Annotated in this window: 23 protein-coding genes; 11 read left to right on the top strand and 12 right to left on the bottom strand. The window is 63.5% G+C overall.

Annotated features, from left to right (window positions below; translation table 11 throughout):
• Window positions 1-242: 242 nt before the first annotated feature.
• The 8 genes from XH89_RS10320 to XH89_RS10285 form a co-directional block, all read right to left on the bottom strand.
• Entirely contained in the window at window positions 243-1,166 is a 924-nt protein-coding gene (locus XH89_RS10320; protein ID WP_194466959.1) for an amino acid ABC transporter substrate-binding protein, read from the bottom strand.
• Between the two features lie 60 nt (window positions 1,167-1,226).
• Window positions 1,227-3,869, bottom strand: a complete 2,643-nt coding sequence (locus tag XH89_RS10315; RefSeq protein WP_194466958.1) for an EAL domain-containing protein — start codon at window positions 3,867-3,869, stop codon at window positions 1,227-1,229.
• A gap of 335 nt (window positions 3,870-4,204) precedes the next feature.
• The gene (locus tag XH89_RS10310) at window positions 4,205-5,437 is read right to left on the bottom strand and encodes an acetyl-CoA C-acetyltransferase (RefSeq protein ID WP_194466957.1); all 1,233 of its coding nucleotides are present in this window, start codon (window positions 5,435-5,437) and stop codon (window positions 4,205-4,207) included.
• A gap of 262 nt (window positions 5,438-5,699) precedes the next feature.
• Window positions 5,700-7,163, bottom strand: a complete 1,464-nt coding sequence (locus XH89_RS10305; RefSeq protein ID WP_194466956.1) for a GH1 family beta-glucosidase — start codon at window positions 7,161-7,163, stop codon at window positions 5,700-5,702.
• A gap of 145 nt (window positions 7,164-7,308) precedes the next feature.
• Complete coding sequence (locus XH89_RS10300) at window positions 7,309-7,716, bottom strand: hypothetical protein (RefSeq protein WP_194466955.1); 408 nt, start codon at window positions 7,714-7,716, stop codon at window positions 7,309-7,311.
• 61 nt (window positions 7,717-7,777) lie between these two features.
• A complete protein-coding gene (locus XH89_RS10295; protein WP_194466954.1) occupies window positions 7,778-7,942 on the bottom strand; it encodes a hypothetical protein in 165 nt (54 codons plus the stop codon).
• Window positions 7,943-8,110: 168 nt separating this feature from the next.
• The gene (locus XH89_RS10290) at window positions 8,111-10,549 is read right to left on the bottom strand and encodes a TonB-dependent receptor (RefSeq protein WP_246767786.1); all 2,439 of its coding nucleotides are present in this window, start codon (window positions 10,547-10,549) and stop codon (window positions 8,111-8,113) included.
• Window positions 10,550-10,729: 180 nt separating this feature from the next.
• Window positions 10,730-12,088, bottom strand: a complete 1,359-nt coding sequence (locus XH89_RS10285) for a histidine kinase (RefSeq protein WP_194466952.1) — start codon at window positions 12,086-12,088, stop codon at window positions 10,730-10,732.
• A 191-nt stretch (window positions 12,089-12,279) separates the two neighbouring features.
• Here XH89_RS10285 and XH89_RS10280 point away from each other — a divergent pair, with 191 nt between their 5' ends.
• Both XH89_RS10280 and fghA read left to right on the top strand, forming a co-directional pair.
• Window positions 12,280-12,900: a response regulator transcription factor gene (locus tag XH89_RS10280; RefSeq protein WP_194466951.1), complete on the top strand. Its 621-nt coding sequence runs from the start codon at window positions 12,280-12,282 to the stop codon at window positions 12,898-12,900.
• A gap of 72 nt (window positions 12,901-12,972) precedes the next feature.
• The gene (gene fghA, locus XH89_RS10275; protein ID WP_194466950.1) at window positions 12,973-13,818 is read left to right on the top strand and encodes an S-formylglutathione hydrolase; all 846 of its coding nucleotides are present in this window, start codon (window positions 12,973-12,975) and stop codon (window positions 13,816-13,818) included.
• A 174-nt stretch (window positions 13,819-13,992) separates the two neighbouring features.
• Here the strand turns inward: fghA and XH89_RS10270 are convergent, their stop codons facing one another.
• A complete protein-coding gene (locus XH89_RS10270; protein ID WP_194466949.1) occupies window positions 13,993-14,562 on the bottom strand; it encodes a DUF3280 domain-containing protein in 570 nt (189 codons plus the stop codon).
• 60 nt (window positions 14,563-14,622) lie between these two features.
• Between XH89_RS10270 and XH89_RS10265 the strand changes: the two genes are divergently transcribed.
• From XH89_RS10265 to XH89_RS10240, 6 genes are all read left to right on the top strand, one after another.
• On the top strand, window positions 14,623-15,804 hold the full coding sequence (locus tag XH89_RS10265; RefSeq protein ID WP_194466948.1) for an ABC transporter substrate-binding protein: 1,182 nt from the start codon (window positions 14,623-14,625) through the stop codon (window positions 15,802-15,804).
• Window positions 15,789-16,772, top strand: coding sequence for a YVTN family beta-propeller repeat protein (locus XH89_RS10260; RefSeq protein WP_246767785.1), 984 nt, complete (start codon window positions 15,789-15,791; stop codon window positions 16,770-16,772). Before XH89_RS10265 ends, XH89_RS10260 begins: the two co-directional genes overlap by 16 nt.
• Window positions 16,769-17,575 carry an ABC transporter ATP-binding protein gene (locus tag XH89_RS10255; protein ID WP_194466947.1) on the top strand — a complete coding sequence of 269 codons (807 nt, stop codon included), beginning with the start codon at window positions 16,769-16,771 and terminating at the stop codon, window positions 17,573-17,575. The genes XH89_RS10260 and XH89_RS10255 overlap by 4 nt, the downstream gene beginning before the upstream one ends.
• Window positions 17,572-18,420, top strand: coding sequence for an ABC transporter permease (locus XH89_RS10250; protein ID WP_194466946.1), 849 nt, complete (start codon window positions 17,572-17,574; stop codon window positions 18,418-18,420). Before XH89_RS10255 ends, XH89_RS10250 begins: the two co-directional genes overlap by 4 nt.
• Entirely contained in the window at window positions 18,417-19,031 is a 615-nt protein-coding gene (locus XH89_RS10245; RefSeq protein WP_194466945.1) for a hypothetical protein, read from the top strand. Before XH89_RS10250 ends, XH89_RS10245 begins: the two co-directional genes overlap by 4 nt.
• A gap of 133 nt (window positions 19,032-19,164) precedes the next feature.
• Complete coding sequence (locus XH89_RS10240; protein WP_194466944.1) at window positions 19,165-19,467, top strand: copper-binding protein; 303 nt, start codon at window positions 19,165-19,167, stop codon at window positions 19,465-19,467.
• Between the two features lie 82 nt (window positions 19,468-19,549).
• On the opposite strand, the gene XH89_RS10235 is transcribed toward XH89_RS10240, so the two are convergent.
• A complete protein-coding gene (locus tag XH89_RS10235; RefSeq protein ID WP_194466943.1) occupies window positions 19,550-20,107 on the bottom strand; it encodes a PQQ-dependent catabolism-associated CXXCW motif protein in 558 nt (185 codons plus the stop codon).
• A gap of 9 nt (window positions 20,108-20,116) precedes the next feature.
• On the bottom strand, window positions 20,117-20,950 hold the full coding sequence (locus XH89_RS10230) for a substrate-binding domain-containing protein (protein WP_246767878.1): 834 nt from the start codon (window positions 20,948-20,950) through the stop codon (window positions 20,117-20,119).
• A 306-nt stretch (window positions 20,951-21,256) separates the two neighbouring features.
• Here XH89_RS10230 and XH89_RS10225 point away from each other — a divergent pair, with 306 nt between their 5' ends.
• Window positions 21,257-22,048, top strand: a complete 792-nt coding sequence (locus XH89_RS10225) for a quinoprotein relay system zinc metallohydrolase 2 (protein ID WP_371825226.1) — start codon at window positions 21,257-21,259, stop codon at window positions 22,046-22,048.
• Window positions 22,049-22,100: 52 nt separating this feature from the next.
• Window positions 22,101-22,919 carry a quinoprotein dehydrogenase-associated SoxYZ-like carrier gene (locus XH89_RS10220; RefSeq protein WP_194466940.1) on the top strand — a complete coding sequence of 273 codons (819 nt, stop codon included), beginning with the start codon at window positions 22,101-22,103 and terminating at the stop codon, window positions 22,917-22,919.
• Between the two features lie 104 nt (window positions 22,920-23,023).
• Here XH89_RS10220 and XH89_RS10215 read toward each other — a convergent pair whose 3' ends face one another.
• The gene (locus XH89_RS10215) at window positions 23,024-23,383 is read right to left on the bottom strand and encodes a hypothetical protein (protein WP_194466939.1); all 360 of its coding nucleotides are present in this window, start codon (window positions 23,381-23,383) and stop codon (window positions 23,024-23,026) included.
• Between the two features lie 119 nt (window positions 23,384-23,502).
• On the opposite strand from XH89_RS10215, the gene XH89_RS10210 reads away from it, so the two are divergent.
• Window positions 23,503-24,444, top strand: coding sequence for an ABC transporter substrate-binding protein (locus XH89_RS10210; RefSeq protein WP_194468432.1), 942 nt, complete (start codon window positions 23,503-23,505; stop codon window positions 24,442-24,444).
• The last annotated feature ends 1 nt before the right edge of the window (window position 24,445 follow it).

Raw genomic sequence — 24,445 nt, 5'->3', positions numbered from 1 at the left:
GGCCTATAGCCTTCTGCACAGTTTTGTCGCGGTTTTACGGGCTTTTTTGGCCCTCCTGTGACAAAAACCCCTGCATTTTAGCGACTTCCGGGGCGGAAGGTACCTCGCGCAGCGGTTTTTGCCTTGTTTCAAAGGCCCGCAAGCAACTTGCTAAAGCTGATTCGATACTTTCGACAAGCGACGACCGGCCTCTTTGTGAAAGGCCGGTCGCAAGAGAAGCATCGAAATGCGTCAGTCCCGCCTCACCGCGCGAGGCTTTCCGTCCGATAGGCAGCCGGGTCGCCGTTGTCGATCAGATGCTCAATCGCAAGCTTGAGCGGCGCGCTCATCGGGACGTTGAGATTGACGTTGTTCGGTGGAATCGGCGTCAGGAACCATCTGGCATAGATCTTCTGGATTTCCCCGCTGCGATAGACCGCCGCCAGCGCATCGTCGACCACCTTCTTGAAAGCCGGATCGTCGCGCCGGAGCATGATGCCGTAGGGCTCGACCGACAGCGCCTCCTCCGAAACGAGGTAGGCGCCCGGATTCTCCGAATTGGCCATCCGGCTGTAGAGCAGAATGTCGTCCATCACGAACGCGGCGGCCCGATCGGATTCCAGCATCCGAAACCCTTCCCCGTTGTCCTTGACGGCCAGAATGGTGAGACCGAGCTGACGCTGGGTATTGAGCTCACTGATCTGCTTGAGATTGGTGGACCCGACAGTGGACACGACAGTCTTGCCCCTGATGTCATCGAGGGTCCGCACATTGCTCGCCGTCTTGGCCATGATACGGTTTGCAGCAACGAAATACGTGGTCGAGAACGTCACCACCTTCTGGCGCTCGAGATTGTTGGTGGTCGTTCCACATTCGAGGTCGATCGCCCCGCTCAGCACGGACTGGATTCGCCCCGACGGCGTGACGGGCACGAGCTTCACATCGAGCTTTTGCAGCCCCAGCTTCGCCTTCACGGCGTCGACCGCCAGATAGCAGAGGTCCATGGCATAGCCGACGACCTTCTCGTTGTCGTCGTAATACGAGAACGGAATCGACGATTCACGATGTCCGATCGCGATCGTCCCGGTGCTCCTGATCTTCTCCAGTGTACCGGTCAGGTCCTCGGCGACCGCCGATCGGCTCGCAATGCTCAGCGCGGCTATGGCCAGGATGATCTTGATACGCATCGCTCCATTTCCTTCGTTGGGATCGCCAAATCCTGTCAGTACGATTGGTCCTCGGCCCGCTCACATCTTGGCGGCCAGCCGCTCCCGATGAACCGGCCGCCCCACGACCTCCGCATATTGGGTCATCGAGCCCGGCCGTCCGATCAGGAAGCCTTGTGCGAATTCGCAAGCAGCCTGGGTGAGAACATCGAGCTGCACCTTCGTTTCGACGCCCTCAGCGGTGACCGGAAGCTCGAGCCCCCGTGCCAGTCCGACGACGCCGCGCAAGACCGCCTTCGATTGCGGGTGATCCAGGTTCGAAATGAAGCTGCGATCGATCTTGATCATGTCGAACGGGAACGCGTGCAGGTAGGATATCGACGAGTAACCCGTGCCGAAGTCATCGAGCGCGATGCGCACTCCGAGCGCCTTGAGCCGGCGCAGGATCGAGACCGCGCGCGAGAAATCATCGATCAGAACACCTTCCGTGATCTCGAGCTCCAGCCGGCCGGCGCTCAATCCGGTTTCGATCAGGATCCCATGGACGAGCCGCACGATGTCGTCGTTGCGGAACTGCGCCGGCGACAGGTTGACAGAAATCTTGAGCTGGTTCGTCCAGGATGCGGCCTCGCGGCACGCGGCACGCAGAACCCATTCGCCGATCGCGACGATCAGCCCGTTCTTCTCGGCAAGCGGAATGAATGTGCCGGGCGAGATCAGGCCGCGTTTCGGGTGCCACCAGCGGACCAGCGCTTCGAAGCCCACAATCTCGCCGCCGATCCGCGCCAGCGGCTGAAAATCGAGTCGCAGCTCGTCATCGGCCACGGCGGATTGCAGATCATGCTGCAATTCGCGCTGGTCACGAAGCTGCGTCGCCATGTCCGCCTCGAAGAACCGGATCGCATTGCGTCCTTCAGACTTGGCGCGATAGAGCGCGATATCTGCATTGGCCAGAAGCGTCGTCGGATCGTCGCCGTCGATCGGAGAGCATGCAATGCCAATGCTGACGCCGATACGTACCTGCCGGCCGGCGATCTCTATGTCTCCGACAAGGGCCGCCCGCAGCTGCTCCGCAAGCCGGCCGGCACCCGCAGCCTGGGCCTCGCCAAGCAGCACCGCGATGAACTCATCGCCGCCGACCCGCGCCAGGAAGGCATCGCCCGCAACCTGCTTCAGACGCCGTGTCACCTCACACAACAGCGCGTCACCGACCGGATGGCCATAGAGGTCGTTGATCTCCTTGAAGCGGTCGAGGTCGAGGCACAGAATCGCGAAGGCCCCTCCGGCGCGGATGGTCTCGTCGACCGTCGTCGCCAGATAGTCGGAAAACGAGGCGCGGTTGTGCAATCCGGTCAGCGCATCGTGGTGTGCGATGTGGGCGATCCGCTTCTCGGTGCGCTTTTGCTCGGTGATATCCTCGACCGTCTTCACGAAGCCACCACCGGGCACCGGACGGAAGACGATCACCACCGCGCGCCCGTCGGGAAGCTCCGCCACGATGCTTGCCGGTTCGTTGGCGGCAATGATCGCCTTCAGTGCGTCGGCGCCGTCTGCAGGGAACAGCCCCCGCGAAAGCCGATACTCGAACACCTCGCGCAGCGCGGTTCCCGGTCTCATAAGCTCGTTGGGAAGGTTGAACATCTTGGCGTAGCGGTCGTTGCAGACGATCAGGCGATGATGGGCGTCGTACATGCAGACGCCCTGCGACTGGTTGTTCAGCGTCGCATCGAGCCGGATGCTCTGCTTGCGGAAATGCTGCACGACGACGGCCCCGGTGCCGCCGATGGCGACGACGAGAACCAGGGTGAGGCCGATCAGAAACCAGGCCTCCGTCCGCCAGCCGGCGAGCGCCGCCGGCACCGTCGTGCTGGTCGTCAGGAGGATGGGAACCTTGACGAGAGATGTCGCCGCGATCAGCCGGTCGGTGCCATCGAGCGCGTCGAATTCCCGGACGACACCTCCGCCCGATCGGGTGATCTCGGCCAGCCGGGCGATCGAGATGGACCGGTCAACGACGGGATCGACATGCGGATAGCGCGCCAGCGTTACGCCGTCACGGCCGATCAGCGCAATGCTTTCGTCCGCGCCGCGGACCAGCGTCCGATAGAGCTCCTCGAAATGCCGGGACTTGATCATGCCGACGACGAGCCCGAGAAATTCGCCGTCCGCCCCCATGAATTTGCGGGCAAGCGGGACGGTCCAGGCTCCGGTGCGCGCATCCTTGACCGGACGGCCGAGCTTCGAAATCAAGGCCGGTGTGGCCTTCAGGTCCAGGAAATAGTCCTGATCGGCGACGTTGAGGGGTGGTGTCGGCCATGCGACGGACCAATTGATCACCGTCCCGTCGGCGCCAACCAGCATGACGGCCCCGATATGCGGAAAGCTCCCGATTTTGTCCTCCAGCATGAGCTGGATGTCGCGGCTCGCCATCGAACGTGCATAGACCTCGTCGGAGACGACGGCGAGAATCTGCATGTGCTCGATCAGATTTGCCTCGATCAGGTCGAGGGCCTCGAAATCGCGTGCCGCCTGCTCGGCCAGCATCGTCGCAGTCGCCAGCAGTTGCTGCTTGCTCGCGGCGAGCGCGTGATCGCGCAGATTGGACAGGATGAGAGCGATGGTGCACACGACGAGCGCGATCAGAAACGCGCCGCACAGCACCAGCAGGGCAACGGGACGCGTCGCATCGGTCCGGCGGATCGGCTGGGCTCTCCCCTCCGCCACCAACATCGCCAATCGGCCTTTGAGCGCGCGAACAGCCCGAAGCATCAGGAAACACAACTCCCAGAACGGCCCATCCTTCGGACCGTAGGGCTTCGAGTATGTCGAATCAGGTTAAAGGCCGCGCGAGGACGACCATCGACTGTCGGTCACGGTTACCTGCGCGTTTCGTCGTCACGGATGATGCGACAGAACCCGGCCTTGTTCCCGCAATTCTACGGAGGCCGTCGCATCCAGATGTGCATCTCCCGGCTGCGCTGCTGTGACCAAGACAGCCGCCCGTGGCAGGCGGCCGGGCGACCCCGGTCGTCTGGCCCGATGCCGATGAGGACGGCGGTCTAGACGCGCTCGATGATGATGGCCGGAGCCATGCCGCCGGCCGCGCACATGGTGACGAGACCGCGCTTGAGGTCGCGCCGTTCGAGCTCGTCGAGCACGGTGCCGATCAGAATCGAGCCGGTTGCGCCGATGGGATGGCCGAGCGCGATCGAACCGCCATTGACGTTGACCTTGGCGCGGTCGAGCTTGAGGTCGCGGATATATTTTTCCGCCACCACCGCAAAGGCCTCGTTGATCTCGAACAGGTCGATGTCGTCGATGGTGAGCCCGGCCTTCGCCAGCACCTTGCGCGTCGCCGGCACCGGCGCGTTCAGCATCAGGGTCGGCGAGTCTCCCATATTGGCCATCGCGACCACGCGGGCGCGGGCTTTAAGGCCATGCGCCTTGGCGTAAGACGGAGAGGCGAGAAGGATCGCAGCGGCGCCATCGACGACGCCCGACGAGTTGCCGGCGTGGTGCATGAAGTCGATGTCAAGATCAGGATATTTTTGCAGGATCAGGCCGCGATAGGTCGTGCCCTTGTCGTCCAGCGCATAGTCGGCGATCGCGGGGAATGCCGGCTTGAGCACAGCTAGCCCCTCCATCGTGGTCTGCGGCCGCGGATATTCCTCATGGTCGAGCGCGAGGCTGCCGTCCTCGCGATGCACGGGCACGAGGCTCTTCTTGAAGTGACCGCCGGCAATCGCATGCGCGGCTCGCTTCTGGCTTTCCAGCCCGAGCGCGTCGACGTCCCGACGCGTGATGCCTTCCAGCGTCGCGATCGCATCGGCGCAGACACCCTGATGCGATTGCGGATGCCGCGCGCGAAGCCGCAGATTTCCGGAGTCCATCATCATCGGTCCGCCGCCGCGGCGTCCTTCCATCGACATCATCTCGCAGCCGCCGGCGATGACGAGATCTTCCGCGCCCGCCATGATCGATGCGGCCGCCATGTTGACGCTGGTGATCCCGGAGCCGCAGAAGCGGTCCAGCGTCACGGCGCTGGCGCGCACGTCATAGCCGGCATCGAGCGCCGACATCCGGCCGAGGTCGCCGCTTTGCGTTGCGACCTGCGCGCTGCATCCCCAGACGATGTCGTCGACATCGGCGGTGTCGATGCCGGTGCGATCGGCGAGCGCACGCAGCACGGTGGCGCCAAGCTGCTGCGGATGAATGCCTGACAATGCTCCCTTGCCAGCCTTGCCGATGCCACGCGGGGTTCGGCAGGCATCGATGATCAGCGCGTCGGCCATGGGCGTTGTCCTCTTGTTATGCGTGTTGGGGACGGTTTTGAATCAGGGGGAGAGTGGAGTCAATGCGCGGCGCTCACGCCTCTCACGTGCATTTTCCGCGACGCGAAAGCATCCGCCACGTCATGGCCGGGCATAGCCGCCCGAAGGACGGCGTCGCTTCCGCTCGCCTATGTCCCGGCCATCCACGCCTCGCAACGCGGCACAAAGAACGTGGATGCCCGGGACAAGCCCGGGCATGACGACCTCTGCATGATTGAAGCGATTACGCCCCCGCGGCGTTCTTTGCGATCACGTTGCGGTAGAAGCTTGCGCTCAGCTTTGGCGTACGCACCTGGGTGTCGAAATTGACGTGATACAGCCCGAAGCGCTTGTTGAGCCCGAACACCCATTCGAAATTGTCCAACAGGCTCCAGAGGAAATAGCCGCGTACCGGCACGCCTTCCGCGGTGGCGCGCTGGAGCTGGGCGAGATAGTTGCGCAAGTACATGATGCGATCGGTGTCGTAGATCTTGCCGTCTTGCGTCACCTGATCGTCACCGGAGGTGCCGTTCTCGCTGATATAGATCGCATTCGTCTTCCAGATCTTGGCCGCGAGCTTCGGCACCCAGTAGATCGTCTCGGGGCCGACGCGCAGCCAATCCGAATTCATGTGCGGAAAGGCTTTCGGGATCGGCAGCGGCATGAAGCCCGCGCCCTGGTCGGACGCGACGATGTAGTGCTGCGGTGCGTAGATGTTGAGGCCGAGGAAATCGATCGGTGAGCCGATGATTTTCAGCTCCGCGTCGGTGTATTTCGGCGCGGCGGCGCCGGCATATTTCAGGAACGCGTCGGTGTAGGCGCCGGTCATGATGACGTTGAGATAGCCGGCATTCAGCTCGCGCAGCGCGATCTCGGCGGCGCGGACGTTCTCGGGCGTGTCAATCGCGGGAATGCAGGCATCGATGTTCTCGGCAGGTCCGACGCGCGTGCCGCGGCGGCCATGGGCGCGAACCGCCTGCACCGCAAGCCCGTGCGCGAGCGCGCTGTTGTGCCTGATCTGGTTCACGTCGGCCTGCGGCAAGGTCAGGCCCGGCGCATCGATGCCGATACCGTAGCCGAAATAGACGAAGCGGCCGCTCTCGTTCAGTGTGAACACGCTTTTGACGCGATCGGTGAGATGCTCGGCGACATAGGCCGCGTAGTCGCCGAAGATCTTGCAGGTCTCGGTCGAGCGCCAGCCGCCAAGACGGTCCTGCAGCGCTTGCGGCAGGTCCCAGTGATAAAGCGTCAGCCACGGCTCGATGCCGTTCTTGAGGAGCTCGTCGACCAGACGATTGTAGAAGTCGAGCCCTTTCGGATTGGGCTTGCTGTCGCCATCCGGAAACACCCTTGGCCAGGCCACCGAGAAGCGATAGGCCTTGCAGCCGAGTTCCTTGATGAGCGCGATGTCCTGCTTGTAACGGTGGTAATGCTCAACGGCGCGGTCACCATTGGTGCCATCTTCGATCTTGCCGGGAATACGCACGAACTTGTCCCAGATCGAGGCCCCTCGCCCGTCTTCCTCGACCGCGCCCTCGACCTGATAGGACGACGTCGCCGTGCCCCAGACAAAGCCTGCTGGAAAGCCATCGGCGCTGCGCGGCGCCGCCGCGGGCCTGGCCTCGGCAGCCTCAAGGGGCCCAGTCATTCCGGCTGCGGACAACCCCGCGATTTTCGCGAACTGGCGACGCGAGACCTTGTCCGACATAGATGCTGCCTCGAGATGATTGATTCCGCGGCACAATGACGGGACGCAGGCAGTTTGAAAAGCGCCGCCGCCAAAGTTTGAGGATACGGAATTGCGCTGCCCGAGGCGCAATATGTCGATGCTGCGCGCCGCAGGGTCCCGGCAATTACCGCGAGCGTTTCGACAGCTTTGGCAGCTTGCCGGGATCGAATGCCGGGATCGGCTCGCTTCGTTCAGCTGCCGCCGCCGGCCGTTCCGTCAGAATGAGCGTTCCCCGGAGCATGATCCCCCGCGCCTCTCCGGCCGTCGCCGTGTATGTCGCGATCTTGCCGTGGGAGACCCCCTCGATGTTCAGGGTCAGTTCGTCATAGACACCGAACACCGTGGCACGTCCATCGGTGTGACGCTTCGTCGACACGGTTGCGGTGAAGCGATCGCCGTCGATCTTGCAGGCGCCATGATACGTCATCAGGCTGTCGCGGCCCCAGATCTGGCCATCTGCGACGTGGACGATGCCAGTGCCCTGGTCAAACGGCGTCTCGTACCACGCCGCGTAGGTACCGTCCTTCAGCATGGGAGCAACCTTCCCTGGTATTCCCGCGCCAATGATCCGCATGAGGAGCACTAACGAAGCGTTAATCACGCGACCCGTGCGAATCCGGAGAGTCTCGTCGCAAGGCGGCTTCGAGATCCTCGATGATGATGTGAAGCAGGCTCACCGCAAGCGGATCGGTGACCTCGCGCTCCAGATGCCTGTAGCGCGCGATCTGGAATTGCCGCTCTTTCAAGCTCTCTGTCATGGGACGGACCCTCCGGCACATCGACGCGGAAACCGCCGAACAGTTTCGTTAAAATTTTTCGATCATTTTCCATGGTTTCAGATCCGTTAAAGCAGGCGCCGTGCCCACGCCGGGATCGACGGCCTGATACGCCTCTCTTCCCCGGCAGCCGAAGGCGTCCCGGCGCACTCAGAACGTCACCCGCATCCCCGCATAGAACGCGCGCGGCCTTGCCGGGCTCAGCGAGCGCGGGTCGGTGAAGGGAGCTCCGCCATTGGCGAAATTCGGCACCGCAGTGGTATCGAAGAAGGTGCCGTAGGTCGCGTAGCGGTTGTCGAAGACGTTGTCGACCTTGCCGTAGAGCTGAACGTTCTTGGCGACCTGGTACGACGTGTGCAGGTTGAACACGGCGTAGCCCGGCAGCTTGGCCTCGTGGTTGGCTTCGTCGCCGACATAGTACTGGCTTGAGACCCAGAGCGCGTCACCGCCGATCTTCCAGGGTTCGGTGACGGCGTATTCAACGCCGGCCTTGATGCGGTGGCGTGGCACGGCCGGGATCTGGTTGCCGGGCACGACCTGGATGACGCCGCCATTGCGTACGGCCGTCGGGCTATTGGACGAAAGTTCGAGCGCGTCGAGAAAACGCGCGTCCACGAAGGCGTAGCTGGCATGAAACTGAAGCGCTGCCGATTTCAGATTGACCTCGGCCTCGAGGCCCTGCCGGCGTGTCGCGCCGACGTTCTGGAAGAAGCCAAAGCCCTGGCGCCCCGCTACGGGCAGGCCCATGATGTCGTCTTGATTGGTGGCGCGGAAGCCGCCGATCTTCCAACCGAGCGTGCCGATGTTCAGCTCCTTCGTGCCGCGCAGGCCCGCTTCGACCGTCTTGGACACCACCTGCTTCAGCGGCGGATCCGAGACCAGGAACGATGCGATCAGGCACGGGTTGTTCGGATCGGCGCAGCCGAGCTCGAGCGGGGTCGGCACGCGGTTGGCCTCGGAGTAGCCGGCATAGGCGGTCAGCTCCGGCATGATCTTGTAGGTGCCGCCGATCACAGGATTGAAGCGGTCATAGGTGTGATCGCCATTGAGATCGATGCCGAGCTGGTCCTCCAGCGTGACACGGGCGTGGTTGAAGCGGCCACCGCCCGTGATGGCGAAGGCATCGGTCACGTTAAAGGTGTCGAGCGCATAGAGACCGCTATATTGGTTGACGGTGCGCAGCGACACCGGTCCCATCTCCCCCGTCGCGGGCGTGCCGGATTTGCCCAGAAGAATCCCGCTGCCGGTCACGACGAAGTCCGAACCGATGGTCCCGAGTTCGGCCGACGCATTGAATCGCGTGACGCTGGCATCGAAGCTGGCGCCGAGGACGAAGCGGTTGTCGTGATCGAACAGCCTGTCGGTGTTGGTGGCCTGGCCGGAGACGCCGAACGTGGTCGATCGCGTCGTCGTCCGGTCGAGCTCGCCGAGCAGCGTTCCGGTCGGGAAAGGATTGGTGAGCTGTGCGCCATTGAGGCCGTTCGCCGGCGTCGTGTTGTCGTCAAAGCAGAGCAAGCCGACCGCGGCGCATTCCTGCACATTGGTGGGGTTGCCGTCGACCACGCGCTGCTCGAACACACGCGCATGCGCTGTCGCCTCGAAGGTCCAGGTCGGCGTCGCCTCGGCCTTGCCGGTCAGGTTGATGTAGCCGACGCGGTTGTTGGTGGTCTGCGGATTGGTGTAGATCGCGCCCCAATATTGCTGCAACAGCTCGGCGGGAACGGTCGCGGATGCGCCGAAATTGTTGTTGGCGAGCCCCATGTTGACGTGGAATTCGCTGTCCCCGCCCTTGTAGCCGACATCGCCGTAGAAGCGGCGCACGTCCGATTGCGAGGAGGTGCGGAAGCCGTTGTCGTGCAGGCCCTCGAGCGCGGCGTAGACGGCGTAGTTGGCGTCGACCTGCTTGCCCCATTGCGCCGAGCTCTGGATGCGGCCGAATGAGCCGCCCATCGTGTCGATCTCGGCGCCCTGGTGGGTGAAGCCGTCCTTCATTTGCAGATTGACGGCGCCGCCGAGCGCATTGAGGCCGAAGGCCGGATTGTTGGTCACCACCGTGACCGACCGAATCGCGGCGGTCGGGATCAGATCCCAATTGACGCTGTCGGCAAATGCTTCGTTGATGCGGACGCCATTCTGGTAGACGGCAAGCCCCTGGGGCGTGCCTGTTATGGGCGAGGCGACGAAGCCGCGAAACTCGACATTCGGCTGGAACGGATTACCGCTCACCTCGGTGATGTTGACGCCAGCGACATTGTCACGCAGTGCATCGGCGACGTTCAGCGAACCCGTACGCTTGATCTGGTTGGCATCGACCGCGCTGATGCTGGAGGGGACCTTGTCGACGTCGAGGCCCTTCGCATTGCCGGGCGCCGTCGGATAGACGTAGACGTGGATCCTGGGTTTGCCGGAATTCACGACACGTGCGGCCGTTCGCGGCGCGCTGCGCCGCGCGGTCGGCTGCGGCGCCACCACCTCGATCGCGGGCAAGTTCTGGACATTGGTGTCTTCATCCTGCGCGGCTATGCCTGCGTCGGTCCAAAGCACCAGCCCCGTCGACATCGAGGCAATCAAAAGCTTTCGCGCGCCCATCCCCTGCCGTCCCATTCCCAAACGTCGGCTGTTTTGAACGTCGCCGATTGCCTGGAGAAGTGTAGTCGGCCCTCGCTGATGCACTAGCCACAAAAGGTCGTAGGCTATTCGCACTCGTTTTCCCGACCAAATCGGGAATTATTCCCGATCGGGAATTTTCCATGATTGAACTTGGCGCGATCAGGCCGCTGCGGTCGGAACCAGCGCCTCGACGGTGACGCCGCCCTCGCCCGACGCGACGTTGAGCGTGCCGCCGAGCGCCAGAATGCGCTCGCGCATGCCGACGAGGCCGAAGCCAAGCTTCTGGCCCGGCTCCATGCCGCGGCCATTGTCGCTGACCCTGACACGGGCACAGAAGCGGCCGTCGCGGCCCGGTTGCTCCGCCGGCTCGATCACCACGACGATCGCGGTCGCGCCGGCGTGGCGAAACGCGTTGGTGAGCGCCTCCTGCACCACGCGGTAGATGGTGAGATCGGCGGTCTCGCCCGTGATCCCGAGCTCCGGCGAGATCGTGGTCTCGATCGTCACGTCAGGATGCGATTCCCGCCATAGCCGCGACAGCGATTCCAGCGCCTTGCCGAGGCCAAGCTCGGCAAGGCCGACGGGCCGCAGGCGCTCCAGCACGCGGCGGGTGAACTGCTGCAGCGCGTTGATCTGCTCCAGCAAAGCGCCGCCGTGCTTTCGCACCGCCTCGGCGCTCGGCGCGCGTCCGTCGGCGAGCTTTGCCAGCGCGCTGGCATGCGCGCGCAGCGAGAACAGATAGGGCCCGAATTCGTCGTGCAGCTCGCGCGCGATCTCCTTGCGCTCGACGTCCTGGAGCGACACCGCGCGCTCGGCCAGGCGCCGCTTGTCCTCGACCGCCTCGCCAAGCGTTGCCGCCAGGTGATTGAGCCTGGTGCAGATCGCAGCCAATTCGGGCGCGCCGCCGGATGCGACGCGGGCCTCATAGCGGCCATTCTCGAGCTCGCCCATCGTCTGCGCCAGCGATTCCAGCGGCGCGAGCGCCCGGCCGACCACTGTCATCATGACCAGGAACAGCGCCAGCGCGATGACTGACCCGACCTCGAGCTGCGTGACGATGGCGTCCCAGATCTCCGCGATCTCGTCATTGGGATGCGAGGTAATCACCAGCGAACCCGGCTTGTCATGCACCGAGACCGGTACGCTGACCGCCGTCTGCTCGGGATGAACCAGGCTGACGAACCAGGCCGGCGGCCCAACCGTGTCGTCATCGGTATCGGGGCGCGGCGGTGTCAGCGGGTTCCCGCTCGCGTCCCGCAGCGAGATGCTGACATGGCGGAGGCGGTTGAGATCATGGGCGATCTGGTTCAGCCTGGCATCGGGATCCGGCGCCTCGTTGAGATCGGCAACGATCATCTCGATGAACTCGCGCGCCAGCCGGATCACGCTCTGGTCCTCGGCCTGCACGCGCGGCCCCGCCTCGGCGACCTGGCGGGCGATGTTGACGGCGAGCCCAAGTGCAAGCAACAACGCCAGCAGAAGGTTGATGCGCCCGCGCAAGGAAAGATTTTGCCACATTGCTTTTCGTCCATACCCCGAAGGATCGCTCATGCCCGTCTGACAGCGTTGACAGAGCCGAAGCGCCCGATATCTAATCGGAAACGTACAGCAATCCCGGCCGGGTTGCATGACCCGACAAGAGGCGCGTTTGTCTCGTTCGGCATCATGCGACGCGAAAATGCAGGCCGGCGCTGTCACGGGGAACGCCTATGCGCATCTTGATCGTCGACGATCATCCCATTGTCGCCTCCGGCTGCCGCGCCGTGCTGGCCGACGAAGGCGAGATCGAAATTCTGGAGGCCGCCGACGCCGAGGATGGCGAGAGCATCTTCATCGTCGAGCGCCCCGATCTCTGCGTCGTCGACATCAACCTGCCGACCGTCTCCGGCTTCGAGCTCGCGCGCCGCATCCTCGAGCGCGCACCGGAAGCGCGCATCATCATGTTCAGCATGAACGACGATCCCGCCTTCGCCGCACGCGCGATCGAGTGCGGCGCCAAGGGGTATGTGTCGAAGACCGGCGATCCTGACGACCTCGTCGAGGCAATCCGCACCGTCGGAGGCGGCGGCACCTATCTTCCGAGCGCGATCGCGCGCAGCATCGCCTTTGCTGGGCCTGCGCTGGCGCAGAACCCGCTCTCGAAGCTGAACGCGCGCGAGATGGAGATCTTGCGGCTGCTCAGCGCGGGGAAAAGCCTGTCCGAGATCGCCTGGCTGGTGCAATCGTCCTACAAGACGGTCGCCAACACCTCCTCGATCATGCGTCAGAAGCTCGGCGTCAAGACCTCGGTCGAGCTGGTACGGCTGGCGATCGAAAGCGGCGTGGCCTAGAACTAGGCCGCAAATTTCGGTCACACAAGCAATACATTCTCGATGTGGTGAGATGCCACGGAGCTATCAGGCATGACGATCCAGACTGTCTCGACCAATATGTCTTATGGCGGCGTGCAGGGCGTGTACCGCCATGCCAGCCAGGCGACCGGAACCGACATGGTGTTCTCGGTCTACGTTCCTCCGCACGCCCAAGGCGCGAAGCTGCCCGTGGTCTGGTATCTCTCCGGCCTCACCTGCACCCATGCCAATGTCACCGAGAAGGGCGAATTCCGCAGAGCCTGCGCCGAGCTCGGCCTGATCTTCGTCGCGCCCGACACTTCGCCACGCGGCCCCGACGTGCCTGGCGACGCCAACAATGCCTATGATTTCGGTCTGGGCGCCGGGTTCTATGTCGATGCGACGCAAGAGCCGTTCGCGCGCAATTATCGGATGTGGAGCTATGTCACCGACGAGCTGCCCAAACTGGTATCGGGAAATTTTCCCGTCGATGCCAAGCGGCAATCGGTGATGGGCCATTCCATGGGCGGCCACGGCGCGCTGACGGTGGCACTGCGCAACCCGCACCGCTATCGCGCTGCCAGCGCCTTTGCCCCGATCGTGGCACCGTCACAGGTGCCGTGGGGCATCAAGGCCTTGACCGGCTATCTCGGTCCGAACAAGGATGCCTGGCGCAACCATGACACGGTGGCCTTGATCGAGGACGGCGCGAAATATTCCGGCTTCCTGGTCGACGTCGGCGAGGCCGACAATTTCCTGAAAGAGCAGCTCAAGCCCGAGCTGCTGCAGGCCGCCTGCACCAAGGCCAACATTCCGCTGACACTGCGGCGCCAGCCGGGCTATGACCACAGCTATTACTTCATCTCGACCTTCATGAGCGACCATCTGCACTGGCATGCGGAGAGATTGAAGGGCTAGTTCGTTCTTACCCTCCCCTGGAGGGGGAGGGTCGCAGCGCATGGAGCGCAGCGGAATGCGATGCGGGGTGGGGTGATCTCTCCACTCGAGCACCGCATCCTTGGAGAGACTGTCACCCCACCCCGCTCGCGCTACGCGCGATCGACCCTCCAGGGGAGGGTGAGCGTCCCCTACTCACGGCTTGCCGTAGTTCGGCGCCAGCAGACGGTTGCGGATCAGATAGCTCATCGTGCGCGACCAGGATTCATCCGTGTTGCCGCGCATGTCGGCGCTGGCTGCCGTGATCATGTTGCCGGTCTTCACGTCGCGCAGATAGATGTTGAGATTGATGATCAGGTTCGAGACTTTTTGCACAAGGCCGGTGATCTCGAGGTCCGCCCCTAGCTGCCCGGCCAGCTTGAGGTCGCAGCCGCCGCAGGCCTGCAGATTGCTGTGACGGGCGGCATCCCTGACCGGCGCGATATCGAGCACCTGGAACTTACCCGACTCAGCCAATGCCTTGCGCAACTGCTCGCTGATGCGATCGAGGCGCGCTTCCTCCGGCTTCGAACCGTAGAACTCGCCGGGCAGGCTGGTGTCGATCAGCTCAAAATCGAACACCGCAAGTTTCGGCGGATCGGCCAACGCGGCCGATCCCGTCAACAGCAATACCGTGAAACACAGCAGCGCTCGCACGATCGTGATTCCTGCGCTCGTGCGTGCAAGGACGAAATGCGGGGTTGCAAGCCTTGCCAAATCGGTCATGCTTCCAGCAGAAACAATTCTCAACCGGCGGTCAAGCCGGGGAGGATTTTTGGAGGAAGCATGATCCGATGGTTGCTCGGCCCGATTGGCCTGTGTTTGGCAGCGATGCAAGCGCTCGCGGCCGACCCGGTCACAATCGGCGTCGGCTATCTCGGCGTCGCCGGCACCCGAGCAACGCTGTCGCTGGTCGAGCAGCCCGCCGAGAATGATGGCGTCGCCGGTGCCAGGCTCGCCATCGAAGACAACAACACCACCGGAAAATTCACGGGCCAGCATTTCACGCTGGACGAGCGCCGGATCAAGGAAGGCGAAGATCCGATCCAGGCGGCGACCGCGCTCGCCGAGAAGAACGGCTTCATCATTGCTGATCTGCCGGCCGACGCCCTTCTGAAAGTGGCCGATGCCCTGCGCGATCGCGGCACGCTGCTGTTCAACGCCGGCGCCATCGACGAGCGGCTGCGCGAAGCCGATTGCCGCGTCAATGTCATCCACACCGCACCGACGCGCGCGATGCTGGCCGATGCGCTCGGGCAATATCTGGTGTGGAAGAAGTGGTCGCGCTGGCTGCTCGTCGTCGGCTCGCATGACGAGGACAAGCTCTACGCCGATGCGCTCCGGCGCGCCGCGACGCGGTTCGGCGCCAAGATCGTACAGGAGCGCACATTTGAGGATACCGGCGGCGCGCGCCGCACGGATAGCGGCGTGACGCTGATCCAGCACCAGATGCCGGTGTTCACGCAACAGGCTCCCGCCTATGACGTGCTGGTCGCCGCCGACGAGAGCGAAGTCTTCGCCGCCTACCTGCCCTACCGCACCTGGGATCCCCGCCCTGTGGCGGGCTCGGCGGGCCTGGTGCCGCGCAGCTGGGATGCCGCGCAGGACCAGTGGGGCGCGATCCAGATGCAGAACCGCTTCATCAAGCTCAACTCACGGCGGATGACTGCGCTCGACATGCAGGCCTGGACTGCAGTGCGCATGATTGGCGAGGCCACCTCGCGCACCAATTCCGGCGACGTCAAGAAGGTCACCGATTTCATCAAGGGCCCCAACTTCGAGGTGGCCGCCTTCAAGGGCACAAGGCTCACGTTGCGCGACTGGAATCTTCAGCTGCGCCAGCCGATTCTCCTCGTCGATGGCCGCATGGTGGTGTCGGTGTCGCCGCAGGAGGGATTTCTGCACCAGGTCTCCGAGCTCGACACGCTCGGCTACGATCGCCCGGAGAGCAAATGCAAGCTGAAATGAGCGTTCGGATGTTGCGCGCGGGATTGCTGACGGGACTGATGCTGGCGGCAGCGCCCGCGCATGCCTTCATCGCCTATGTCTCGAACGAGAAGAGCAACACGGTCTCGGTGATCGACACCGACAGCTGGACCGTGACCAAGACCATCAAGGTCGGCCAGCGCCCGCGCGGCATCGAGTTCACCCGCGATGGAAAATTCGTCATGGTCGCGGTCGGCGACGACGACACCATCCAGGTGATCGACGCCAAGACGCAAGGCATTGTCGACACGCTGCCTTCCGGCCCCGACCCCGAATTGTTCACCCAGGACGCCGCCGGCAAGACGCTTTATGTCGCCAACGAGAACGACAACACGGTCACCGTGATCGATCTGGAAAAGCGCGCCCGCCTCGGCGACATCCAGGTCGGCGTCGAGCCAGAGGGCATGACCATCAGCCCCGACGGCAAGATTCTGATCAACACCTCCGAGACGACCAATATGGCGCATTTCATCGATACGTCCTCGCGCCAGATCGTCGCGAATGTGCTGGTCGATGCGCGGCCGCGCTTTGCCGAGTTCAGGCACGACGCCTCCGAATTGTGGGTATCCTCCGAGATCGGCGGCTCCGTCTCGATCGTCGATCCCGGCAAGCATGAGGTGATCGGCAAGGTGACCTTCGACATTCCGGGCCTGCGGAAAGAGGCGATCCAGCCTGTCGGTATCGGCATGACCAAGGACGACAAGACCGCCTTCGTTGCGCTCGGTCCCGCCAACCGCGTCGCCGTGGTCGACACCGCCACACGCAAGGTGACCAAGTACCTCTTGGTCGGTCAGCGCGTCTGGCACATGGCGTTCACGCCGGATGAAAAATACCTGCTCACGACCAACGGCGTCTCCAACGACGTCTCCGTCATCGACGTCGCCGCGCAAAAAGTCATCAAGACCATTCAGGTGGGCGAACTGCCCTGGGGCATCACGATCGCGCCATGACCAGCCCTGCTCCCATCGCCGAACCGCAGCAGACGCCGAGGCTAGAAATAGCCGCGGTGCCGGCGCTGTCGATCGACCGCGTCAGCCATTCCTACGGCCCGCGCCGCGCGCTGATGGACGTGTCCTTCAACGTGCAGCCGGCAAGCTTCACCGCCCTGCTCGGCCTCAACGGCGCCGGCAAGAGCACGCTGTTCTCGCTGATCACGCGGCTGTTCGGCATCCAGACCGGGCGCATCGGCATTTTCGGCCATGACATCAGCCGCGCGCCCGGCGAGGCGCTGCGCCTGCTCGGTGTCGTGTTCCAGCCGCGCACGCTCGATCTCGATCTGTCGCTGACGCAAAACCTCCTCTATCACGCCGCCCTCCACGGCATCAGCCGCCGCGACGCCGCCGCGCGCAGCGCCGAGCTGCTTTCGCGCATTGGCCTTTCGGATCGCGCCGGCAGCAAGGTGCGCGATCTCTCCGGCGGTCAGATGCGGCGACTGGAGATCGCCCGCGCGCTGCTGCACCGGCCGAGGCTGCTGCTGCTGGACGAGCCGACCGTCGGCCTCGACGTCAAGGCGCGCGCCGACATCATCAGCCATGTCCGCCAGCTCGTCACCGAGCAAGGCATCGGCGTGCTCTGGGCCACGCATCTGTTCGACGAGATCATGCCTGGTGACGATCTCGTGGTGCTGCATCAAGGCAAGGTGCTGGCGCAGGGCCCGATGAGCCGTGTCATCACCGAGGCCGGTGCGCAGGACGTCAACACCGCCTTCATGCGCCTGACCGGTGCGCAAGTGATGCCGGGAGGCGGCACATGAGCAGCATCGCCACGCGCGACGCTCCGCGCGGCTTCTCGGCTAGCGAATACATGACCTGCCTCACCGGCATCGTCTGGCGCGAGGGCCTGCGCTTCCTGCATCAGCGCGAGCGCTTCGTCTCGGCGCTGGTGCGCCCCCTGGTGTGGCTGTTCATCTTCGCCGCCGGCTTCCGCCAGGTGCTCGGCATCTCCATCATCCCGCCCTACGAGACCTACATCCTCTACGAGGTCTTCATCGCGCCCGGGCTGATGGCGATGATCCAGCTGTTCAATGGCATGCAGTCCTCGCTCTCGATGGTCTACGACCGCGAGATGGGCAATATGCGCACGCTGCTGGTGAGCCCGCTGCCGCGCGGCTTCCTCTTGTTCTGCAAGCTGCTTGCGGGCACCGCAGTGTCGCTGCTCCAGGTCTATGCGTTCCTGGTCATCGCCTGGTTCTGGGACATCACCCCGCCGCTATCAGGCTATCTCACCGTGCTGCCGGCGCTGATCCTATCAGGGCTGATGCTGGGCTCGCTCGGCATGCTGATCTCCTCTGGCATCAAGCAGCTGGAGAACTTTGCCGGTGTGATGAATTTCGTCATCTTTCCGATGTTCTTCGCCTCCTCCGCGCTGTACCCGCTCTGGCGGGTGCAGGAGGGAAGTCCCTATCTCTACTATGTCTGCCAGGCCAATCCGTTCACCCATGCGGTCGAGCTGATCCGCTTCGCCCTGTATGGACAGGTCAACTGGATCTCGCTCGCCGTGGTCGGAGCTTGCACAATCGTCTTCATGGTCGGCGCGATTTTCGCCTATGATCCGTCGCGCGGGCTGGCACGGCGCGGGCCTGCGGGAGGCGAAGGATGACGGTTCGGACACTTGCCTTGACGGCCCTTGCGTTCGCGGCCTCAGCCACAGCCGCGCGCGCCGCCGATCCGCGCTATCCCAACTGGCCGTGTGCGCAGGCCAAGGTTCCGGAGATTTCACTGGCCGCCGTCTGGGCGGGGCCGGAGCTCGGTGACGCCGAGACCAAGTGGAAGGACGACAGCAAGGTCAGCGCGCTGGTCTCCAAGCTCGCGGCACGCAAGACGCCGCTGGACGAGGCCGAGAAGTCGGTGAAGGAGTTTCTGACCGGCTCTGCCGCCGACAAGAGCACCAACGCAAAGCTGCTGTTCGCCGGCCTGTTCGACACGCTGAACGCCCAGCGCGCCCAGGTCATGAGCGGGTTAGAGCGCGTTAGCCGCAAGCAGCGCGAGGCCGCCGACAAGATCCGCGAGGAGACCATCCAGCTCCAGGCGCTCCAGGACGCCACGCCGCGGGACGACACCAAGGTCGACGCCATGAGCAACCAGTTGATCTGGGAGACCCGCATCTTCGAGGACCGCCGCAAGGTGGTGCGCTTCGTCTGCGAGGTTCCGACCACGATCGACCAGCGCCTGTTCGCGCTCGGCCGGGTGATCCAGCAGGAAATGGAATAGCGTCAGGCTTGCTGACAGCTTCATAAAGTTCCGGAGATATCAACGCGATCGTTAATGTTTGCCGCGCTATCTGCCGGAACCAAATCGATCTAGGATGGCTTGTCCCATGAATCCAAAACGCCGGGAGGCCTCGATGGGAACCACAAGATTCATCCTCGCAGGCGCGGCAGCCGTCACCATGCTCGCATCCAGTGCCTTTGCCGACGACATGACCGGTATGGTCACCAGCATCAACAGGCTCAACAACACCATCTCGATCCAGCAGATACAGAAAGGCACCGTGGGCAGCGGGACCGGTGGAGCAACCGGCGCGCTCCAGCAGTACAAGGCCAAGGACGCCGCAATGCTGGATACCGTTCATGCCGGCGACAGGGTGACGTATTCTGCGGCCGACAGCGATGGTGCTAGCACGCTGACGAAGTTGCAGAAGCAGTAGGGCGACACTCAGTCCAAAGTCCCTCCGCGGAAAGATTCTGGATTGCTTCGGTGCGCTCGCAATGACGGGCGAGAGTTGGGGCCTACTGCTCAGGTCGCGGCTCCGGCTGCGCTTCCTCTGTCGGCAACTTCGCCCGCTCCCAGCCGTCGGTGCCATCCGGATACCAGGCGACATTCGAATAGCCGTAAGCTAGCGCGCGCTTGGCCGCATTCCAGGACATCCAGCAATCGGCAAGGCAATAGACCACCACCAGCGCGGCCTTGTCGCCGTGCGACGCACGCGCGAGGCCACGCTGGAGATAATCGTCCATGGCTGGCGGCAATGCACCATAGCCGGTGTCCGGCAGCCAGATGCTGCCCGGAATGTCTTTCCGCGGCATGTCGCGCCACACCGTGCCAGCGAGCAGGTTCTTCGGCTTCGGCGCCCGCGGTAACACATCGATGAAGGCGCCGCTCTTCGCGCGCCAGATCGTCTCGACCTCAGCCGTCGTGAGCACGCGCGCGCCCTCCAGCGTCGCCGGCACCGGCGCGCGGTAATTGTCGGTGCGATAGCCCTCAGGCTCGAACGGCTCCTGCTGCTGCGCCAAAGCCGGCGCCATCAAGGCGGCGGCGACGAACGCAGCGGCAAGATGTTGCCTCATGATATCGCCTCATGGCGCCTTCTTGGCCGTCTCCGCGCCGAGCGGCCGGTCGTTCTCATCCAGCAGCGGCACGCCGAAATCCAGCAGGATCTTGTTGATTTCGCCCTGGTTCTCCTGGATCAGCTTGTTGAGCTGCCGCTTCCAATTCTGGTCGGCGGCGCGAACGCCCATGCCGATACGATAGACCAGCTTCGGCCCGGTGGTTTCCTTCACCAGCGGCGTCACGTGCAGTGAGCCGGCTTTCTTGGCGTAGTACCCGGCCATCGGCCCCCACAGCACCCCGGCATCGATCTTGCCCGCGGTGAGATCGTCGATCATGGCTTGCGCCGAATTGTCGTAGCGCGTGTCGATCATCAACGGATAGGGTTTTGCGTCGCTCATGAGTCCGGCGATCGCCATGTTGGTCGCCGGCGGCGTGCCGGCAATGATGCCGATATGCTTCCCCTTCAGCCTGGAATCCTCGAGCGTGTCGACCTCTTCGAGCCCGCCGCCGGCTTTCGCAACCAGCGCGTAGGTCGTGCGATAATAGGGATTGGTGCCCTGCACGAGATCGTCGCCTTGCGGGAAGCCCATGATGACGTCGCAGCGATGCGCACCCAGCGTCATCCGCACGAACCCCGTGGCCTGCGGGAAATACACGTAGTCGAGCTTCTTGCCGAGCTTCTCCGCGAACAGTTCGGCGAGCTTGTTCTCGATCCCTTCCCCCTTCTCATTGGAGAACGGCAGATTGCGCGGATCGGCACAGACCCGCAGCACCTTGGGATCGACCAGCTCGAACGAGAGGTCACCACCATCGGTCGTCTGCGCGCGAGCGACGTCGCCGATCGCACAAGACGCCACCATCAGACACAGTGAAAACAACCAGCGACGATGTCGTCCGGCCTCCATCGCGCTTCCTCCTCATTTCATTCGAATGCTATCCATGCAACGCAGGACGCACCCATGTCTTGCCAACTTTGTGCTGGCTTATCCTATTGCAGTGCAATGCGGCAAACCCTGAACTGAGGCGGAAAAGTGTCGCATCTCACGTCAAAGATCGCAGCCCTTTCCCTGCTGGGGATCGCGACGCTAGCACGCGCCGGGACGGCCGAATTGCCTGTGAGCGAAGTCGCACCCGGAATCTTCGTGCACTCCGGGGCCATCGCCCTGATGACCCGCGAGAACGAGGGCGACATTGCCAATGTCGGTTTCATTGTCGGCGAGGATGCGGTGGCCGTGATCGATACCGGGGGCAGCCTTCGTGAAGGCGAAGCGCTGCTGGCCGCAGTGCGGGCCCACACCAGCAAACCGATCCGTTACGTCATCAACACCCATGGCCATCCCGACCATGTTTTCGGCAATGCAGCCTTTGTCGCGGAGGGAACCAGTTTCGTCGGCCACAGCAGGCTGCCGCAGGCGCTGGCGACCCGCGGACCGTATTACCTCGACAATTTCCGGCGCATCATGGGCGGGGAACTGATCGATCCCGTGAAGATCGTGCCCCCCACTTTGCTCGTGAAGGACGCGATGACGCTCGATCTCGGATCGCGACGGCTGACCTTGCGGGCCTGGCCGGCAGCGCACAGCGACAATGATTTGACCGTGCTGGACGAGACCACCAAGACGCTGTTCGCGGGCGATCTGGTCTTTCTCCGCCATATTCCGGTGATGGACGGCAGCATTCGCGGCTGGCTTGCTCTGCTGAAACAGCTGGAGGCCGTTCCGGCGGTCCGCGTCGTTCCCGGTCACGGTCCTGTGAGCGACTGGCCTGCGTCGGTCGCCGATGAGCGGCGTTATCTTTCGACGCTGCTGTCGGACGTCCGAGCCTCCAACAAGAAGGGCGAGCCGATCCGAACCGCCGCTGAGAAAGCAGCTGCCGTCGAACGATCGCATTGGGAACTGTTCGACGATTACAACGCCCGCAACGCAACCGCAGCATTTTCTGAAATTGAATGGGAATAGCGGGCGCGCTACGCTTGTCTGATAATTGCGTCGCCCGAACGGGACCACGACCATGATGGGATGCACACCCCGCCTGCCCTTGATCGCCGCGCTGCTCGGCATCGCCTTTGCCGCACCTGTTAGCGCTGAGGACGCCTACGATCCCTGGCCAGGCCTGGTGCAGGATATTTTCAGCAACCGTGCAATGAATGACGGCAGCGGCGTCATCGCCATCGAAATGCCCTATCGCGCCGAGGACGCGGCCATCGTGCCGGTGACCCTGCGCAGCAAGCTGTCACCCGGCGATGCGCGGCGCATCCGCTCGATCACGCTGGTGATTGATCGCAACCCGGCGCCGATGGCGGCGAAGTTCGAGCTCGGCGCGGATGCCAACGTCTCCGAGATTTCCACGCGCGTGCGCGTCAACAACTACACCGACGTCCATGCGGTGGCCGAGCTCAGCGATGGCCAGCTCTACGTCTCCAAGACCTACGTGAAGGCATCCGGCGGATGCTCGGCACCGGCCGGCAAGAATGCCGAGGAGGCCAACAATCGCCTCGGTCAGATGCGCTACCGCCAATTCGCGCGCGAGGACGCGCCGGCCAGTCGCATCCGCGAGGCACAGATCATGATCGGCCATCCCAACAATTCCGGCCTGCAGATGGATCAGGTGACGCAGCTGTATATTCCCGCCTTCTTCATCAACCAGCTGAAGCTGACGCAGGACGACAGCCCCGTGTTGTCGATGGAAGGCGGTATCTCGATCTCGGAAGATCCCAATCTGCGCTTCACCTATGTCTCCAACGGCGCCAAGCGCTTCCGCGCCGAGGCGAAGGATACGGACGGGCACGTGTTCCGCAACGAATGGGACGTGGAGAAGTCGGGGACGTAGTCCTTATTTCACTCAGTCATTCCGGAGCGGTCCGCAAGACCGAGCCCGGAATCTCGAGATTCCGGGTCTGGTCCTTCGAACCATCCCGGAATGACGGTGCTAAATCAGAAACACCTCACCTCGGCCTCGGCCTGTGCCCGGCGCAGGTCGTTCACCGCTGCATTCGCCTGCTCGGACGTCCTGAACTGGGTACCGAGATTACCGCGGACCTGGGACAGGCTGAGTGCCGTTTCAGCCGTGACATATCTTTCATAGGGCACGATCGAGGCGACCACGTCGATCGAGCAGGAGCATTGCTCGATCGCCTGCCTGGTCTCGCCATTGGCTTTCATGCAGCCATAGACATATTCCGCGCGCGCCGACGTGGGATAGTCATTGGACTCCTCGGCCCGCGCCACGGTGACGGTCGCCGCGAGCACGACCATAGCGGCGACAATGGGTCGTACGTGTCCCGCAAAGATCATGAGTGTCCTCCCACTGGTTGCGATGGAAGCTATGCTATGCCTATTGTCCTGAAAAGCACTCAATCTGAGGAAATGGCTCACAAGTGACGAGAGTTTTGGCACGAACAATAGTGCTTGCGATGATGCTGGCGCTGGGCACGCCGGCCCACGCCGCCGATGTCATCCGCCTGGCGGTGCAGAAGACCGGAACATTCTCCTGGGAACTGGCGACGATCCGCGAGGCGGGTCTCGACAAGGAGGCCAATTTATCGCTGGAGGTCACCGAGCTTGCGAGCCCCGAGGCCGGCAAGATCGCGCTCCGCGCCGGCAACGCCGACATCATGCTGTCGGACTGGTTGTGGGTGTCGCGCGAGCGCGCGCTCGGCGCCAAGCTCACCTTCTATCCCTATTCCAGCGCGCTCGGCGCGGTCATGGTGCCGGCCACATCACCAATCAAGGCACTCGCCGATCTGAAGGGCCGCAAGCTTGCCGTCGGCGGTGGTCCGATCGACAAGAGCTGGCTGTTGCTGCAAGCGCGGATGAAGCAGGACGGCATCGACCTGAAGTCGGATGCGACCATTGTCTATGGCGCCCCGCCTCTGATCGCGGCCAAGGCGCTCGACGGCGAGATGGATGCGAGCCTGAATTTCTGGAATTTCTGCGCCCAGCTCGAGGCCAAGGGCTTCAGGCGCCTTGTCGGCATCGAGGAGATCTTGCCGAAGCTCGGCGCCAAGGGTGCGGTATCCGCGGTCGGCTATGTCTTCGACGAGGGCTGGGCCGCGAGCCATCGCGACACCGTAGCGCGCTTCATCGCCATGACCCGCAAGGCCAAGCAGTTGCTGGTCACCTCGGATGCGGCCTGGGACAAGATCGCCCCGCTCACCGGCGCGACCGATCCGGCCATGCTGAAAACCTATCGCGACCGCTATCGCGATGGCATTCCGCGCCGGAGCATCAGTGACGAGGAGACCGATGCGCGCGTACTCTATCGCGTGCTGGCCGAAATCGGCGGGCGCGACCTGGTCGGGCCGGCGGCCCAGCTCGATCCCGGCACCTTCTATCACGCCATCTCCGGAGATTGAG

It is taken from the genome of Bradyrhizobium sp. CCBAU 53340, from assembly GCF_015291645.1.
GTDB lineage: Bacteria > Pseudomonadota > Alphaproteobacteria > Rhizobiales > Xanthobacteraceae > Bradyrhizobium.
Note: the sequence above shows the minus strand (reverse complement) of the source record. Positions and strands in the feature narration are given on the sequence as shown.